This window comes from Bradyrhizobium sp. 2S1, from assembly GCF_011516625.5.
Classification (GTDB): Bacteria; Pseudomonadota; Alphaproteobacteria; order Rhizobiales; family Xanthobacteraceae; genus Bradyrhizobium; species Bradyrhizobium septentrionale.
Map to the genome: position 1 here is coordinate 6,443,839 of NZ_CP147717.1, position 17,543 is coordinate 6,461,381.

Sequence of the window (17,543 nt, forward strand, 5' to 3'; positions counted from 1 at the left end):
TTAACGTGAGGCGATTGACCGACTGTGAAGCAGATCGCGCAGAACTATAAGAGCGGCGAGCTCAAGCTGATCGATGTGCCGTCGCCACGCTGCCGCCCCGGCGGGGTTTTGGTGCGCACGGCGTTCTCGGCGGTGTCGACCGGCACCGAGATGATGAAGTTCACGGAAGGGCGCCTGTCGCTGCTTGGCAAGGCGCGCGCGCGACCCGACCAGGTCGCCAAGGTGGTGCGCTCGGTCCGTCAGCAGGGATTGCTCGCGACCTATCAGAAGGTGATGAACCGCCTCGATTCCTACACGCCGCTCGGTTACTCGCTGTCGGGCACCGTCGTGGAAGTGGGTGAGGGCGTCGGCGGCTTCTCGGTCGGGCAGCGCGTCTGCTGCGGCGGCAATCAATATGCGACCCACGCCGAATATAATTGGGTGCCGGTGAATCTCTGCGTGCCGGTGCCGGACAGTGCGGCACTCGACCAGGCCGCCTTCACCACGATCGCCTCGATCGCGTTGCAGGCGATGCGTCAGTCGGAGATCCGTTTCGGTGAGACCGCCTGCGTGATCGGCCTCGGCCTGATCGGGCAGATCATGGTGCGCCTGCTGCGCAGCGCCGGCGTCGTGGTGGTAGGGCTTGATCGGCTTGAAGCACGCTGCCGCCAGGCGGAGGCCGCGGGCGCCGCAGTCTGCGCGGTCGTATCGGACGATGCCGCGGCCGAATTTCGCGCCCGGATCGACCAGTTGACCGCAGGCAGCGGCGTCGATTGCGTGTTCATCACGGCGGGCAGCGACGATCCCGATCTCGCATCGCGTTCGGCCGCGCTGCTGCGCGACCGCGGCCGCATCGTCGACATCGGCAAATGCACGCTGAACCTGCCGTGGAACGAATTCTACGACAAGGAGCTCGACGTTCGCTTCTCGCGCTCCTACGGCCCCGGCCGCTACGATCCGCTCTACGAGGAGGGCGGTATCGATTATCCGATCGGTCATGTGCGCTGGACCGAGAAGCGCAACATGGAGGCCATCGTCGCGCTGCTTGCCGACGGACGGCTCGATTTTTCGTCGCTGATCTCCGAAGTGGTGCCGCTGGAACAGGCGACGTCGGCCTTCGAGCGCATGAGCCGCGGCGAAGTCGGCCTCGGCATGGTGTTCGCCTATCCGGATGCCGCTCCCCGCGCGCTGCAGATGACGTATCGCCCGGTCGCGGCCCTGCGCAGCGGCCGGGTGCGGCTCGGCGTCATCGGCGCCGGCAATTATGCCTCCAGCATGCTTTTGCCGCAGCTTGCGAATAACCAGCGCGTCGATCTCGTCGAGGTCGCCACCAATACCGGCCTGAGCGGCGCGACCGCCGTGCGCAAGTTCGGCTTCGCGCGCGCCTCGACGGAAGCTGCCTCGGTGCTCGAGGCCGACGATATCGATGCCGTGCTGATCGCGACACGCCATGCTTCTCACGCCGACCTTGCGGCGCGCGCGCTGCGCGCCGGCAAGGCGGTGTTCGTCGAAAAGCCCCTGGCGATCGACACTGATGCGCTCGATCAACTGGAACAGACGATCCGCGAGACCGGCAACAACAGGCTGATGGTCGGTTTCAACCGCCGCTTCTCGCCGCTGCTGCGAGGCATGCGCACGGCGTTCGCGCCGGCCGGGCCGCAGACCCTGCAATATCGGGTCATCGCCGGCCCGCTGGACAAATCATCCTGGTATCTGCAGGCGGAGACCGAAGGCAGCCGCTTCGTCGGCGAGGGCGGGCATTTCATCGACGTGTTGTCCTGGTGGCTGGGCGCGGAGCCCGTGCGTGTCTCCGCCAGTACCGCGGGCAGGGACGTCGACAATCTGGTCGCGACCTTCGACTTTGCCGACGGCTCGGTCGCGAGCCTCAGCTATCTTACCGGCGGCGATCCGCGCGTGCCGAAGGAGGCGCTTGAAGTATCGGCAAGCACAGGATTTGCCGCCTTTGACAATTTCTCGCGCTTCGAGATCTGGCACGCCGGACAGCGGACAGCGCAGAAAGCGCGGCTCGACAAGGGCCAGCGGCCGATGCTGGATGCCTTCATTGCGGCGGTTGCATCGGGGGCCGCAATGCCGATCGCGCTCGACTCGCTGCTTGCAACCACCCGCGCAACGCTTGCCGTGCAGGAAAGCGCGGCCTCCGGGACGCCGGTCGATCTGACGATTGGCGCCGCGGGGCAGGGCGCTCTGCGCGCCGCGACCGGCGCGAAATGAATCCGGCCTGGTATCTGCGCAGACTGCAGCGCATGGAGCCGTCCGAGCTTGCCGGACGGGTGAACGACCAGGCGCTGCGCCTGCTCTGGCGGATCGCTCCGCCCGACATCGCGCGGCGCGCGGGCGCCAGGCTGATGGCGGGCGCGCGGCAGCCGCGCCTGAAGCCGCTGCCCTTGGCCGCCAATGCCCCGCAGCACGCTGCCGAGCGGCTGATCCATAGCGCCGATCAGATTCTCTCCGGACGCTGGCGGGTTTTCGCCAGAGATCATGAGGCGCTGGGCGAACAGCCCGACTGGTTCGTCGATGTCCGCAGTGGCAAGCGGGCGCCGGGCGACACATACGCATTTGCGGTTCCCTATCGCGACGAAGCGGCGGTCGGAAACATCAAATACATCTGGGAGCCGTCGCGTCACCACCATCTCACGGTGCTCGCATCGGCCTATTACCTGACCTCGGACGAACGTTACGCCCGGCGCGTGGCCGAGCATCTCACGAGCTGGTGGCGCGAAAATCCATTCCCGTGCGGCCCGCACTGGATCAGCGGCATCGAGCTTGGCGTGCGACTGATCTCATGGACCTGGGTGCGCCAGCTGCTGCAGAACTGGCCCGGCGCGCCCGCATTGTTCGAGGATAATGAGCTGTTCGTGACACAGCTCCATGCCCATCAATACTGGCTGTCGCGGTTTCCGAGCCGCGGCTCGTCCGCCAACAACCACGTCATCGCTGAGGCCACCGGGCAGTTCGTCGCGGCCTGTGCGTTTCCTTTCTTCCGCGACAGCGCGCGATGGCGCCAGGATGCAGCCAGCACGCTGGCACACGAAGCCATCGCGCAAACCCTCGCCTGCGGCAGCAACGGCGAGCTCGCGACCGATTATCACGGCTTTGTCCTCGAACTCCTGCTGGCGGCGGCGGTACAAGGCGAAGCGTCGGGGCACCCGCTCGACGATGCGGTCTGGACCACAATGTGCCGCATGAGCGATGTCATTGCCGCGATGCTCGACGATCGCGCTCGTCCGCCGCGTCAGGGCGATGGCGATGACGGCATTGGCCTCTTGCTCGACGATCACGGCGGCAATCGCTGGCTTGGCCTGCTCAGCACGGGCGCGCGCCTGTTCGGCGATCTGCCATGGTGGCCCGGTTTGCCGGAGCCTGATCTGCGCACGTTTGTTCTGGCCGACGGCATCAAGCCGCGTGCGATCGCCGCGCGGCCCGCCCGCCGCCCGCATTTGCTTGACAGGGCGGGGCAGACTTTTCTCGTCGATACTGAGCGAGCAGTGTGGTGCCGCTGCGACCATGGCCCGCATGGCTTCGGCCGGATTGCGGCGCATGCCCATGCGGATGCGCTGTCGATCGAATGCCGGATCGGCGGCGTCGAGATCTTCGCCGACCCCGGCACCTATTGCTATCACGGCGATCCGCGATGGCGGGCCTACTTCCGCTCCACGCTGGCCCACAACACGCTCTGCCTGTTCGCGCGCGATCAGTCGGTGTCGGGCGGGCCTTTCCTCTGGACACGGCATGCGCAGAGCCGGCTTGTCGCATCAAGCGGCCTCGACGAGCGTGATGCAGACGCAGACTGGGTCGCCGAGCACGCGGGATATCAGGGCGGCGCAGGCCTCGTGCATCGCCGTTCGGTGCAGTTGCAGCGTCAGGCGGCGCGGCTCGTGGTCACGGATATTGTGCTTGGCAATGAAGGGCTTACCGCTCCGGCGAGCCTCAGCTGGCATCTCGGTCCCGAGGTGGAATGCACGCTCGACGGGCGCACGGCGCTGCTGTCGTGGCCTGGCGGGCGCGGCGAGCTCGATCTGCCGGCAGAACTCAGCTGGATGTCGTATCGCGGCGACGAGACCCTGCCTGCCGGCTGGTATTCGCCGTCGTTCGATCTCAAGGTGCCGGCGACGACCTTGATCGGCGCCGGTACGCTCGCCGCCGGCCAAAATCTGGTGACGGAGTTGCGCTGGTTCTCAGACCCGGCACGCCGACCATGAAGATTCTCGTCGCGCACAACAGGTATCAGGGACGCGGCGGCGAGGACGTCGTCTTCGAAGCGGAAGTCGACCTGCTGCGCAATGCAGGACACAGCGTCGAAACGCTCACGGTGAGCAACGAGGCGATCAATTCGCTGGCCGCGCGCATCGCGACGACGCTGTCGATCGCCGACAATGCGCAGGGAAAGCGGGTCGTGGCGGAGGCGATCGATCGCTTCCGCCCCGACATCGTCCACGTCCACAATTTCTTCCCGCTGCTCTCGCCGGCGGTGTTCGATCTGTGCCGGCAAAAGCGCGTGCCGGCCGTGGTCACACTGCACAATTATCGCACCATCTGCACCGGCGGCATGCTGCTGCGCGACGGCCGCATCTGCCACAAGTGCCTGGACGGCGGCCATCTGTGGGGCGTTGTGCATCGCTGCTACCGCGGATCGCTGCCGGGTTCGCTCGCTTCAGCCTACATGATCGCGCAGCACCAGCGCCGCGGCACCTGGACGCGTCCCGGCCTGCGCCTGATCGCGCTGACGCAGTTTGCCCGAAATCTGTTCACGCAGGCCGGCTTCGACGCTGGCCGGATCGACGTGAAGCCGAACTTCATGGCCGATCCGGGGGCACCTGATCCGGCGACGCCGCGCGACGGGCTGCTCTATGTCGGGCGGCTGAGCCGCGAGAAGGGCGTCGGCGTGCTGCTCGAAGCCGTTGCGGGCACGGCTGTGCCGTTGCGGATTGCGGGGGAGGGGCCGGAGGCGACTGCGCTGAAGGCCCGGGCGAGCGGCAACGTCACGTTCCTCGGCGCCATCTCGCGCGAGGAGGTGTTTGCGGAAATGGCTAAAGCGCGGGCGCTGGTCGTGCCGTCGCTCTGGTACGAGGGATTTCCCATGGTCGTGCTCGAGGCCTTCGCGCGCGGGACGCCGGTAATTGCGTCCGAGATCGGCGGGCTTGCCGAGGTGGTGAGCGACGGCGGAACGGGCGCGCTGGTCCCGCCGGGCGACGCGGCCGCGCTCCGGCAGCGGATCGCTGACGTTGTCAGCGCCCCCGATCTGGCGGCTGCATGGGGACGGGCCGCACGGGCCGCCTATCTCGAACTCTATGCGCCGGACGAGAACCGCCGGCTGCTCGAGGCGATCTACGCGCGTACCGTCGGCGGATGACCGCCGCGGGTCGGTGCTCCGCCCGTGATCGGGCATCGTCGCTCCGTTTCCACGTCGCTAACACATTGCGGCAAATCTGGTGTTAATTTGTTATATCACGGCGTCCGGCGGGCGACGCGCCAGGTTTGGCCTGGTGGTCGAGTGGCCCTGATTCTGCGGCTGATTCCGCGAATTTCGCCCGATTGAAGCTCACAATCTGCAACCAGGCAGCGTCATAACACTTGGCCGGAGGCCCGCCGGTTGTGAAGTTTGACGTTTTTTTGGAAAAGCTCTCACGCGGTACAGAAATATTTTTTCAGAACAGAAAATCGCGTCGAAGCGCGCACAACATCTGCGAAATTCGGTCCGCTCGCGCCAACCCGAGCCCCCGTGAAACCCCGTATAATCGCTACCCTTTTTTGCGCCGCGGCTAACATTGGCGGCTTGCCTGCGCTGAATGTTAGTGCACGCCTGAAATTGCGTTAAGTCTCGCAAAAGCCTCATGGAACCAGACGTTAATAGCACATTGCTGATTGACTCTCGGATACCGCGGACTTAACAATGGACTTAACAAGTTCGTAACATGTGTCCACATTTGAGCTGCGTCGCAACAAACGGGTTGTGATTCAACAGCTTACGTGTGGGCGAGCGGCTTGAATCCTCGTATCCCAGCAGGGGCTACCTCGATGGCGACTTACAATCTCGACCAAACCGACCTCAAACACGCGATCAACTCGACGATCGATCACGCGACCCAGCAACAGATCATTGACTATTTGATCAATGCAGGGGTCGGCTACACCAGCCCCGATGACGGAACGGAGATCCCGGTCCAGGTCGGCGCCGGAATCTCCAACCCGGATCCGGCTGCCAATGTTCTCATCGAGACCAACGCCAATAACGTTGTTAACACTGACGCCAACCTGAAGGCGATCATCGAGGCCACCAGCCAGTATGTCACGCTGACGGTCAACGGCAGCACCCCGGTGCTGGTCGCGACCGACGACGGCAACGATCAGGTCTTCATCAACAACACCGGCGATACGACGGTTCTCACCGGCGCCGGCAATGACACCGTCTTCGGCGGGTCGGGGCACGATTCAATCAGCGGTGGCGCCGGCAATGACGTGCTCGTCGATAATGCCTCCGGTCACAGCACGCTGGACGGCGGCGCCGGCAACGATCTGCTGTTCGGCTCTGGTTCCGATGCGCTGCTCGGCGGCTCCGGCAACGACACGCTCTACGGCGGTACCTCGTCTGATCTGGTCGGCGGTCGCGGCAACGACGTGCTGGTCGGCGGCACGGGCAACAATCTGCTCTCCGGCGGCGCCGGCAACGACGCGCTCTACTCGAACTCGGATGCGTCGCACGGCTCGGTCCTGAGGGGTGGTGACGGTGCCGACTCGCTCTACGGTGGCGCCGGCGCTGATACGCTGTATGGCGGCAACGGCAACGACCTGTTCGTTGGCGGCACCGGGACCGTCGCGGAGTATGGCGGCAACGGTAAAGACATCCTCTACTCCGGTAGCGATGCTTCGCACGCGACCTCGCTCTACGGCGGCAACGGCAACGACTCGCTCTACGGCGGTGCTGGCAACGACACGCTGTATGGCGGCAATGGCAGCGACACGCTGGTCGCCGGTTCGGGCACGCAAACGCTGATCGGCGGCAACGGCAGCGACTCGTTCGTCGGCTCCGCCACCGGCACGGCCTCGATGGTCGGCGGCAATGGTCAGGACTACTTCTACCTGTCCAACGCCACCAGCAGCGACACCATCGACGGCGGCGCCAGCAACAAGGACTCCCTGACCTTCCTCGATCACGCCTCGACCGACGTGACCGACATCAGCGCCGGATCGAACGGCTCTCTGGACATCACCTTCAGCAGCGGCCAGGTGACCCAGATCAGCAACATCGAATACCTGATCTTCAACGATGGTCACTCGACCAAGCTGTAAGATCCCAGGTCTTCACAAACTAGGTCTTCACTAAACGAAGGCGCCGCCTCAACCCTGGTTGAGGCGGTGCTTTTTTGCGATTGCAGGTGGTGTTCTGAAATGCTGTCTGATAATCTCGGAGTGTTGCAGCCTGCTCCAATTGTGAGTCATCGAGATAATTTAAGCGTTTGCTTAGCGATGATGTAGCGCGTCGAAGCAGGAGCTCCATCGATGGTGACGCAAAACCTGAACCAGACGGGGCTCAATGCAGCGATCGGCTCCACGATCGATCACGCAACCCGGCAACAGATCCTCGACTATCTGATCACGGCGGGGATCGGGTACACCTCGCCGGATGACGGCAGCACGATCCCGGTCCAGGAAGGCGCTGGGATCAGCAGCCCGGATCCGGACGCCAATGTTCTGATCGAAACCAACGCGAACAATACGATCAAGCTTGACGCCAAGCTGAAGGCGATCATCGAAGCCACCAAGAGCGACGTGACGCTGACGGTGAACGGCGCCGCCCCGGTGCTGGTCGCGACTAGCGACGGCAACGACGTTGTCACCTTTAACAACAACCGCGGGACGACGGTTCTTGCCGGCGCGGGCAACGACACGGTGTACGGTGGCGGCGTGGGTCACGAAACGATGGACGGTGGCGCCGGCAACGACTGGCTTTGGGGCGGTAGCTCAGCGCAACTGTTTGGCGGTAGCGGCGACGACACGCTGCTGTCCAGCGGCCCAGTGTTCGATACGAGCATTTCCAGTACGCTTTACGGCGGTACCGGCAACGATGTGCTGTTCGGTGGCTGGGGCAACGATCAACTGTTTGGAGGCGCCGGCGACGACTGGTTGAGCGCAGGTTTCAGCAACGAGATTCTCGACGGCGGCGCGGGCAATGACACGCTGGTCGCAGGCATGGAGAGCTGTCAGCTCTACGGTGGCGCCGGCAACGACATACTCTACGCGGACCTGTTTGCGTCGCAGGGCTCGATGCTGTCGGGCGGTGACGGCAACGACACGCTGGAGGGTGGTGCCAGTGGCGTTGCCGATACGCTGGATGGCGGCGCCGGTGACGACCTGCTGCAGAGAGCTGGCTCCGCAAATTCGGACAGTAGCTTGAGTGGATTTTCTGCCTGACAGCGGCGAGGATTCTTGCCGCGAATCAGGAGCGAAGATGACGAAGAAGAGCCGCCGGATGCATTCTCCGGCATTCAAGGCGAAGGTTGCTTTGGCTGCGGTCAAAGGCGACAAGACGCTGGCGGAGCTGGCGCAACTGTTTGATGTTCATCCGAACCAGATCACGATCTGGAAAAACCAGCTCCTGGAAGGCGCCGCCGGCGTGTTTGGGCATGACAAGGCGTCGGCCGAGACGCCGGTCGATTTGAAGGCGTTACATGCCAAGATCGGCGAGCTGGCGTTGGAAAACGATTTTTTGTCCGGCGCGCTCACCAAGGCGGGCCTGCTGAGCGCAAAGCGATGATCGACCGCGGTCATGATCTTTCTATCGTGCGCCAGGCGAAGGTCCTGAAGCTGGCTCGCAGCACGGTCTACTATGAACCTCGGCCAGTTTCGGCCGAGGACCTTGCCTTGATGCGTCGGCTCGATGAGCTGCATCTCGATTATCCCTTCGCGGGAGCGCGTATGCAGCGATCGTTGCTGCGGCGGGAGGGCGTATACGCCGGTCGCCGCCACATCGCGACGCTGATGAAGCGCATGGGGATCGAGGCGGTCTATCGTCGCCCGAACACGAGTAAGCCGGCACCGGGTCACAAGATCTACCCGTACCTGTTGCGCGGATTGAAGATCGAGCGGCCCGACCAGGCGTGGGCAATGGACATCACCTACATTCCGATGCGGCGTGGCTTCGTCTATCTCGCGGCGGTCGTCGATGTGTTCAGCCGACGGGTCCTGGCCCATCGCGTCTCGATCACAATGGAGGCGGCCTTCTGCGTCGAAGCGGTCCAGGAGGCGTTGGCGAAGCACGGCAGGCCCGAGATTTTCAACACGGACCAGGGCAGCCAGTTCACCAGCCTCGAGTTCACCGATGTGCTGCTGGACGCGAAGATCGCCATCAGCATGGACGGCAAGGGCGCCTGGCGCGACAACGTGTTTGTCGAGCGGCTCTGGCGCACGGTCAAATACGAAGAAGTTTATCTCCGCGCCTACGACAGCGTGTCCGAGGCGCGAGCGTCAATTGCCAAGTATCTGGCCTTCTACAATCAGGGACGCCCTCACTCGAGCCTTGACGGGCGCACGCCCGACGAGGCTTACTTCGGCACGCAAGCTATGGTGATGGCCGCATGACCGTCGCCGACGATTTTGTCGTCGCTCTGGTCGGGCTACGCCCTCCCGACGCAACGACAAAATCGTAAGGCCCCGCGTTCAGCATAACCCGGCAGGAATCCACTTAAATCCCGCGGGGCGCTGTCCAAACAACCGGCGCCAGCTCTGCAGGGCGGCACAGCCACTGTTGCGGAGTACGGTGGCAGCGGCAACGACGTTCTCAAGTCAGGCGCCGGTTATGGGCTCGGCACGTTGCTCGATGGCGGTGCGGGCGACGACACGCTGGTTGCCGGTGCGGGGTATAACCCCGCTAGTATCGGTTCCGACACGCTGGACGGTGGTGCCGGCAACGACCTGCTGATCGGCGCTGCCGGGACTGTTGCGGAGTATGGTGGCCGCGGTAACGACGCGCTCTACTCGCACTCGGATGCATCGCACGGTTCGCTTCTCGACGGTGGTGCCGGCAGCGACTCGGTGTATGGCGGTGCGGGTGCCGACACGCTCTACGGCGGTGCCGGCAACGACCTCCTGGTCGGCGGCGCCAGGACTGTCGCGGAGTACGGTGGCGACGGCAAGGATGTGCTTTACTCCGGCAGCGACGCGTCGCATGCGACCTCGCTCTATGCCGGCGATGGCAACGATTCGCTCTACGGCGGCTCCGGCAGCGACACGCTGGTCGCCGGTTCGGGCACGCAGACGCTGATCGGCGGCAACGGCAACGACTCGTTCGTCGGCTCCGCCACCGGTACGGCTTCGATGGTTGGCGGCAGTGGTCAGGACTACTTCTACCTGAAGAACGCCACCAGCCGCGACAGCATCGACGGCGGTGGGGGCAGCAAGGACTCGCTGACCTTCCTCGGTCACGCCTCGACCGACGTGACCGACATCACCGCCGGAAAGGACGGTTCTCTGGACGTCACCTTCAGCAATGGCCAGGTGACCCAGATCAGCAACATCGAATACCTGATCTTCAACGATGGTCACTGGACCAAGCTGTAAGATCCTGGGTCTGCACCAAACGACGACGGCGCCTCAACCCTGGCCGAGGCGGCGCCTTTCTTTTGCATCCGAACATGCTGAGCTTTGTCGATCGACCCGCTCGAATGGCCGATCTGCATTACAAGTCCCGCGCCAGGCATTTCCCGTCGACGGATGTTAGAAGTTACTTTGTCACATTCGGACCACGTAGCTTTTGTAAAGCCGGGAAGCTTGCTTGACCCGATGGAACTATGGCCAATAGCTTTCCGCGGCCTTGGTAACATCAGTCAAGATAAGCGATTGCTGTAGAAATCAGCCGCTTAACGGACCAACGCGTGGAGCTCTCGAATTGGCCAAGAAGAAGATGCTGAATGCCGGTGCTGGATTGACGGTTGCCAAGCGGATCCAGCCGCTCCTGACATCGCCTGAGTGGGAAGAGATTCGATTGGATGTCGACGCAGACGTCGATCCGGACATCGTCGGATCGATCACCGATCTCTCCGAACTGTTCCCGCCGGCCTCGTTCGACGCGATCTGGTGTTCCCACCTGATGGAGCACCTCTATGCCCATGAGATTCACCCGACCTTTGTCCAGTTCCGCGAGGTCCTCAAGCCGGACGGATTCGCGCTGATCATGTCGCCCGATCTCGAGGCGGTGGCCCAGCACATGTTGACTCAAGGTCTCGGTGCGATCGCCTATGTCTCGGCGGCCGGTCCGATCCGGCCATTGGACATGATCTACGGACATTCCGGCGCAATCGAGCAGGGGCGCCATCATATGGCGCACAAGACCGGCTTTTCGAGCGACCGGATGGGGAACCTGCTGCTCGGCGCCGGGTTTCCGACCGTCTCCGTGCGCAGCGGGAATTTCGAGATCTGCGCGTTGGCGCTGATGCCGGAGGCCGATGATGGGCGGATCCGGCCGCTCCTGGAGGCCTGCGGGTTCGACTTCCGGGAGACCGTCAGCGCCGCTTGACGGTTGTCGATGTTAAATAATGTTATAAGGTTCCGATTAAACCCGGTCCGCAGCAGTGTCGAGACAGGCTTCTCAAACCTTCTCGATACATATATTTTTGGCTGGCTTGCTGAAAATGCTGCGTTAGCGAACTAACAATGATAAGTTATAATTCGCTGAGAACCGGATCTGCGCAGTCGAAACTTCGAGGCATCCATGACCACACACCTCTCGCTCGTCGGCGCTGCTTCGGTGGACGACCTGCCTCCCACGGGCCTCGCCTGTCTCGTCATCGTGGCAAGACAGCATGGTTTGCACCTCACCACGTCCCAGCTCATCCATGACAATCTCCTGCGCGATCAGGAAGTCACGCTCCCCGAGCTCCTGAAGTGTGCGAATTCGTCGGGCATGACGGCAAAGGCCGTCAAGCTGGACTGGAAGGGCTTGAGCCATCTCAAGCGGGCGCTGCCGGCAATCGTTCGCCTGCGCGACGGCAGCCACATGGTGTTGCTGCGCCTCGAGGGCGATGAGAACAACACCCGGGTGGTGTTGCGGGATCCGAACGCGAGCGAGGATGCCCTGCTCGTGATCGACCAGCCGCGCTTCGAGGACATCTGGTCGGGCGATGTCGTCATGGCCAAGCGCGATTACGAGATTTCCGACGAGACCCAGCCGTTCAGCTTCGGCTTTGTCGTCGCCTTGCTGTTCCGTGAACGGCGCATCCTGCGCGACGTCGCGATCGCGGCGCTGATCCTGGGCTTCATGGGCCTGGCGCCGATCATGTTCTGGCGGCTGCTCTCGGACAAGGTCATTTTCTACAAGGCCTACAACACGTTCTACGTGCTGTGTGTTGCGATGTTCGTCGTCATCCTGTTCGAGGCGGCATTCACGTTCCTGCGGCAGTATCTGGTGCAGCGCCTGACGGCACGCCTCGACGTCAAGCTGTCGACCTACGTGTTCGAGAAGGTGCTCAATCTGCCGATTGATTACTTCGAACAGAACCCTGTCGGCCTGATTTCCCGGGACATCCGCGAAGTGTTCCGGATTCGCGGCTTTCTGACCGGGCAATTGTTCGGTACCGTTCTCGACTCGACAACGCTCTTCTTCTTCCTGCCCGTCATGTTCTTCTTCAGTCCGACCATGACGCTGATGGTTCTGGCCTTTGCTGGAGCGATCGTGACCTGGCTCGTCTTGATGCTGCCGGCCTACCGAAAGAAGTCCTCGGCAACTCTGGCGGCTGAAGGCGCGCAGGGGGCGTTTCTGATCCAGAGCCTGAACGGCATGAGGACCATCAAGTCGCTGGCGCTCGATACGCGGCAACGGCACATGTGGGATGTGCTGGTGGCGCGCGTCGCCAAGGCGCGTCTTGCGGAAGGCCTGACCGGAACTGCGATCCAGACGCTGGTGCGTCCCTTGGAACGGCTGGCGGTGAGCGCTCCCTATGCGCTCGGTGTCTACCTGGCGGTGAGCAGCGGCGATCCGGTCTATGTCGGGGCGCTGTTTGCCTTTTTGATGCTGTCGCAACGTGTTGCCGGCCCGCTGATGCAGATGGCCCAGCTCATCAACCAGTATGACGAGGCGCGCACCGCAGTCACGATCGTCGGCAGGCTGGTGAATCAGCCGGCGGAAGAGGGACGTTCCGGCCATGGCGTGAGGGACCCGCTGAAGGGTTTGATCGAGTTCTCCGGCGTTACCTTCAAGTACAAGGGCGCGGTGTCGCCGGCGTTGAACAATGTCTCCTTCGAGATTCCGCTCGGCACCACGCTCGGCGTGATGGGCAAGAGCGGCTCGGGCAAGACCACGATCACGCGGCTGTTGCAGCGGCTGCACTCCGATTATGGTGGCTTGATCAAAGTCGACGGTATCGATGTCCGCGAATACGATGTCGACCATCTCCGGCGCAATGTGGGCGTTGTGCTGCAGGAGAACTTCCTGTTCAGCGGCACCATCCGCGAGAATATTTCCGCCGCAAAGCCGGATGCGACCTTCGACGACGTTGTCAGGGCGGCGCGAATGGCCGGCGCCGAGGAATTCATCGATAAGCTGCCGCGAGGCTACGAGACCTATATCTACGAGGGTTCCACCAATCTCTCCGGCGGCCAGCGTCAGCGCCTCGCGATCGCGCGTGCCCTGATCGTCAATCCCCCGATCCTGATCCTGGACGAAGCGACCAGCGCGCTCGATGCGGAGAGCGAGACCATCGTAAACGCGAACATTTCGCGGATTGCGCATGGCCGCACGCTGATCATCATCTCGCACCGCCTGTCGTCGCTCACCAAGGCCGATGCGATCCTCGTGCTCAATCGCGGCGTGGTCAACGATATCGGACGTCATGATGAACTTCTGGAACGAAACGACATCTATAGCTCGCTCTGGTACCAGCAGAATACACACCTTGTTCCGACGGGCCGCAGCGACAAGAACTTCAGGAGCCCGACCCTTGTCTCCTAACCAAGCTTCGCTCGCGACCGTTCGCCAGTTCCAGTCCGAGACCGACGCGATCCGCGAGGCCGCCGAGCCGCTACTGGCCCGCGCGACGCTGTTCGTGCTGTCGGCGTTCCTGGTATCGCTTGTGGCGATCATGTGCCTCACGCGCCTCGATCGGGTGATCACGAGCGTGGGCGGCAGGATCGTTCCCGTCGATTCGATCAACGTGCTGCAGGCGCTCGACGCGTCGATCATCAAGACGATCGATGTTCGGGACGGTCAGCAGGTTGAGAAGGGACAGCTGCTTGCGACCCTCGACTCGACCTTCACCGCGGCCGACGTCACGCAGTACAAGTCGCAGGTTGCGAGCCTTGACGCGCAGGTCGCCCGCGATGAGGCCGAACTGTCCGGAAAACCGTTGTCATTTGGTGGGACCAAGGATTCGGAGGCCACCAAGTACAACGCCTTGCAAAAGGCGCTCTACGACCAGCGCGTTGCCCAGTACAACGCGCAGGTGACGAGCTACGATTCCAAGATCAGTCAGACCGAAGCGACGATCCAGAAGGCGAAAAAGGACGACGAGCGGTATGGTCAACGCGCCGAGATCGCCGGCAAGATCGAGGACATGCGCTCGACGCTTGCCGAAAGCGGCAGCGGCTCCAAGCTGAACCTGTATCTCTCGCAGGACAGTCGGCTGGAGCTGTTGCGTCAGATCGACAACACCCACAACACCTTGCTGGAAGCGCAACACCAGCTGGAATCGCTCAAGGCGGACCGCAAGGCCTTCATCGAGCAGTGGAACGCGCAGCTGAGCCAGGATCTGGTCACGACGCGCAACAGCCTGGATACGGCCCGCGCATCCTTTGACAAGGCTACCAAGCATCAGGACCTCGTGCGGTGGACGGCTGCAGAGCCCTCGGTCGTGCTGACCCTCGCCAAGCTCTCGGTTGGATCCGTGCTGAAGCCGGGCGATCCCTTCATCACGCTGATGCCGCTGAAGACGCGGCTCGAGGCCGAGATCCAGATCCTGTCGCGCGACGTCGGCTTCGTTCGGCCGAACGACCCCTGCACGATGAAGGTCGATGCCTTCAACGCGGCCGAGCACGGTACGGCACAAGGCAAGATTCGCTGGATCAGCGAAGGCGCCTTCACGACCGATGATGACGGAAAGGTTGTCGATGCCTTCTACAAGGCGCGGTGCTCGGTCGACGAGACCAACTTCAAGGATGTCCCGAAGCACTTCCGCCTCATCCCCGGCATGACGCTGCAGGGCGATGTTAATGTCGGCACCCGCTCGGTGGCGATGTATCTGCTCGGCGGCATGCTGCGCAGTGCCAAAGAAGCTATGCGTGAGCCATGACGGTATCGGCGCGATCCCTGCTTGACTTGTTCCGATCCGGTTCGTCCCGTTCAGAGTCACACCCGTTTGAACGGGGATTGGCGGCTTACGAGAACCGGCAATATCTCGAGGCGTTCCGCCTTTGGAGGCTTGCGTCGGAAGCGGGCAATCCGGAGGCGGATTACCGGATCGGACTGCTCTATGCGAAGAACGAGGGTGTTATCGGCAGCCTTCCGGACGCGGTCGCGTGGTATGACCGCGCCGCCCTGAGCGGACACACTGATGCGCAATTCCAGCTTGGCTTGATCTACTTCCACGGCGTCCAGGCTGCCGTCGGGCCGAACAGGCCCGAGATGTGGCGGCAATCCACTGCGGCGCGTCTGGGTGACAAGGCCGCCAGCGTCCACGATCTGGTGTTCCCGAACGGGACCGGCGTGCCCAGGGATCTCGACATCGCCTTCCTCTGGATGTCGGTGGCGGCGGAAGCCGGCAAGGCGGAGGCGCAAGCGATCCTTGGTGACATGTACGCCAACGGGCAAGGCTGCGCGCGGGATCACGCGACTGCCCTGCGTTGGTACCAGGCCGCGGCCGAGCAGAACGCGGCGTCAGGTCAATTCGCACTCGGTGACGTGCATTATCAAGGGCGCGGCGTTGGCGTTGATTTCGCGCAGGCCGCGGCCTGGTATCAGAAAGCTGCGGAGCAGGGGCATGTCCGCGCACAGGTTGCGCTCGCCTTCATGAGCCTCAAGGGCACCGGCCTCCCGGTGAACGCCGAAGAAGCCGCGCGGCTGTTCCAGAGTGCGGCTGCCCATGACGATACGATCGCGCTGTACAACATCGCGCTGCTGCGGCTGAGCGGCAAAGGGGCCGTCAAGGACGTCGACAAGGCCGAGACCGCGTTGCGCAAGGCGGCGCGGAAGGATTACCTGCCGGCGATCCAGGCGTTGGCCGAATTCTATGCACTCGGCACTGCTGCGGAGCCGGATCTGCGCGAGGCGGCGTATTGGTACGAGAAGGCGGCCGAGCGCGGCGACGCGCAGGCGCAGTTCTTTACGGGGCGCTTCTATGCCACCGGCACCGGCGTTGCGCCCAGCATCCGCCAGGCCGCGAAGTGGTTCGAACGCGCGGCCGAGAACGGCCACGCCACGGCTGCCCACAACATCGCGGTGTTCTATCTCAACGGCAACGGCGTGACGCGCGACGTCGCGACCGCGATCAAGTGGTTCGAGCGCGCGTCCGAGGGCGGCATCAGCGCTGCGGGCGTGCAGCTCGGCCGGCTCTACTCGGCGGGCAACGGCGTGCCGCGCGACCAGGCGCGGGCAGCCGAATGGCTTAGCAAGGCGGCCGACGGCGGCGACGCCGATGCGAAGACGGCCTATGCCGTGTTTCTGATCCAGGATGACCCATCCGAAGCGCGTCTTGCGCAGGCACGCACGCTGTTGACCGACGCCGCTGAGGTCGGACATTCCGCCGCGGCATTCCAGCTGGGCGGGCTTCACATGGGGAGATCAGGTGGTCCCGTCGATCTACCGGCGGCCGCCCAATGGTTCAAGCGTGCGGCAAGTGCCGGCCATGTCGAGGCCCAGCACAGCCTGGCGCTGCTGTATTCCGATCCCAAGAGCAGCATCAAGGATGCGCAGGCCGCCACGAACTGGATCGTCAAGGCTGCAGAAGGCGGCAACGCCGCAGCGCAGTTCAAGCTGGCGGTGATGTATTGCACCGGGCAGGGCGTCGAGCAGGACCTTGCCCAGGGCGTCACGTGGTACGAGGCGGCGGCGCGCCAGGGCCACACGACGGCGCAATACAACCTTGCCGCGATGCTGGGGCGCGGACAGGGCTGCGAGGCCGATCCGGCGAAGGCGGCCGAATGGTTCAAGGCAGCTGCGGAGCAGGGCATGGTGGAAGCCCAACTCGCGCTTGGCGATGCGCTGCGCGCCGGCAGCGGCGTCGAGCAGGACCGCGATTCTGCGCTGCGCTGGTATCGACAAGCGGCACAGCAGAACAACGAAGGGGCGCTGCGCCGCCTGCAGGCGATGGGCGAGAGCGTCGGCTGATGTTGCTGGATGCGTGCCTCTCGTCGTGCGCAGCTAAAGCAGAGACGATCGGCGGCTTTGTTGTTGGCGCGAAGGCACGGAAGCGGGCACGTCTGGATGACAATCTGGGCAAGGCGAACGATGACTTTCATATCGACGACAGAGAGATTGCGTTAATGTTGCGGTCGCGGAGTAAACCTTCCATGTATCATTGGTTGTGTGAAGATGACCGATAGCACCGGGAGGTCATCGATCC

11 protein-coding genes are annotated in these 17,543 nt (G+C 63.4%); all 11 read left to right on the plus strand.

Annotation, left to right across the window (positions count from 1 at the left end; translation table 11 throughout):
• Positions 1–24 precede the first annotated feature (24 nt).
• The 11 genes from HAP54_RS30350 to HAP54_RS30400 all read left to right on the plus strand — a co-directional run bounded on the left by HAP54_RS30350 (position 25) and on the right by HAP54_RS30400 (position 17,308).
• Positions 25–2,211 (plus strand): bi-domain-containing oxidoreductase, encoded by a 2,187-nt coding sequence (locus tag HAP54_RS30350; protein WP_166293775.1) that lies wholly within the window; start codon positions 25–27, stop codon positions 2,209–2,211.
• On the plus strand, positions 2,208–4,199 hold the full coding sequence (locus HAP54_RS30355) for a heparinase II/III family protein (RefSeq protein WP_166293777.1): 1,992 nt from the start codon (positions 2,208–2,210) through the stop codon (positions 4,197–4,199). Before HAP54_RS30350 ends, HAP54_RS30355 begins: the two co-directional genes overlap by 4 nt.
• On the plus strand, positions 4,196–5,350 hold the full coding sequence (locus HAP54_RS30360) for a glycosyltransferase (RefSeq protein WP_166293779.1): 1,155 nt from the start codon (positions 4,196–4,198) through the stop codon (positions 5,348–5,350). The genes HAP54_RS30355 and HAP54_RS30360 overlap by 4 nt, the downstream gene beginning before the upstream one ends.
• Positions 5,351–5,967: 617 nt before the next feature.
• Entirely contained in the window at positions 5,968–7,287 is a 1,320-nt protein-coding gene (locus HAP54_RS30365; protein WP_248114425.1) for a calcium-binding protein, read from the plus strand.
• A gap of 210 nt (positions 7,288–7,497) precedes the next feature.
• Complete coding sequence (locus HAP54_RS30370) at positions 7,498–8,409, plus strand: calcium-binding protein (RefSeq protein ID WP_166293780.1); 912 nt, start codon at positions 7,498–7,500, stop codon at positions 8,407–8,409.
• Positions 8,410–8,446: 37 nt separating this feature from the next.
• A protein-coding gene (locus HAP54_RS30375; RefSeq protein WP_166204126.1) for an IS3-like element ISRj2 family transposase occupies positions 8,447–9,576 on the plus strand; the annotation gives its coding sequence in 2 pieces (ribosomal slippage) (positions 8,447–8,699 and positions 8,699–9,576; 1,131 coding nt in all).
• A gap of 231 nt (positions 9,577–9,807) precedes the next feature.
• Entirely contained in the window at positions 9,808–10,554 is a 747-nt protein-coding gene (locus tag HAP54_RS30380; protein ID WP_224741730.1) for a calcium-binding protein, read from the plus strand.
• Positions 10,555–10,897: 343 nt separating this feature from the next.
• Entirely contained in the window at positions 10,898–11,509 is a 612-nt protein-coding gene (locus HAP54_RS30385; protein ID WP_166306484.1) for a class I SAM-dependent methyltransferase, read from the plus strand.
• A gap of 195 nt (positions 11,510–11,704) precedes the next feature.
• On the plus strand, positions 11,705–13,939 hold the full coding sequence (locus tag HAP54_RS30390; RefSeq protein ID WP_166293782.1) for a peptidase domain-containing ABC transporter: 2,235 nt from the start codon (positions 11,705–11,707) through the stop codon (positions 13,937–13,939).
• On the plus strand, positions 13,929–15,275 hold the full coding sequence (locus tag HAP54_RS30395; protein WP_166293784.1) for an HlyD family type I secretion periplasmic adaptor subunit: 1,347 nt from the start codon (positions 13,929–13,931) through the stop codon (positions 15,273–15,275). Before HAP54_RS30390 ends, HAP54_RS30395 begins: the two co-directional genes overlap by 11 nt.
• Entirely contained in the window at positions 15,272–17,308 is a 2,037-nt protein-coding gene (locus tag HAP54_RS30400) for an SEL1-like repeat protein (protein WP_166293786.1), read from the plus strand. The genes HAP54_RS30395 and HAP54_RS30400 overlap by 4 nt, the downstream gene beginning before the upstream one ends.
• The last annotated feature ends 235 nt before the right edge of the window (positions 17,309–17,543 follow it).

Excerpts from the sequence above, each read along its gene's own strand:
- HAP54_RS30370 (WP_166293780.1), top strand. The coding sequence starts at position 7,498 with ATGGTGACGCAAAACCTGAACCAGACGGGGCTCAATGCAGCGATCGGC.
- HAP54_RS30385 (WP_166306484.1), top strand. The coding sequence starts at position 10,898 with ATGCTGAATGCCGGTGCTGGATTGACGGTTGCCAAGCGGATCCAGCCG.
- HAP54_RS30400 (WP_166293786.1), top strand. The coding sequence starts at position 15,272 with ATGACGGTATCGGCGCGATCCCTGCTTGACTTGTTCCGATCCGGTTCG.
- HAP54_RS30355 (WP_166293777.1), top strand. The coding sequence starts at position 2,208 with ATGAATCCGGCCTGGTATCTGCGCAGACTGCAGCGCATGGAGCCGTCC.
- HAP54_RS30360 (WP_166293779.1), top strand. The coding sequence starts at position 4,196 with ATGAAGATTCTCGTCGCGCACAACAGGTATCAGGGACGCGGCGGCGAG.
- HAP54_RS30390 (WP_166293782.1), top strand. The coding sequence starts at position 11,705 with ATGACCACACACCTCTCGCTCGTCGGCGCTGCTTCGGTGGACGACCTG.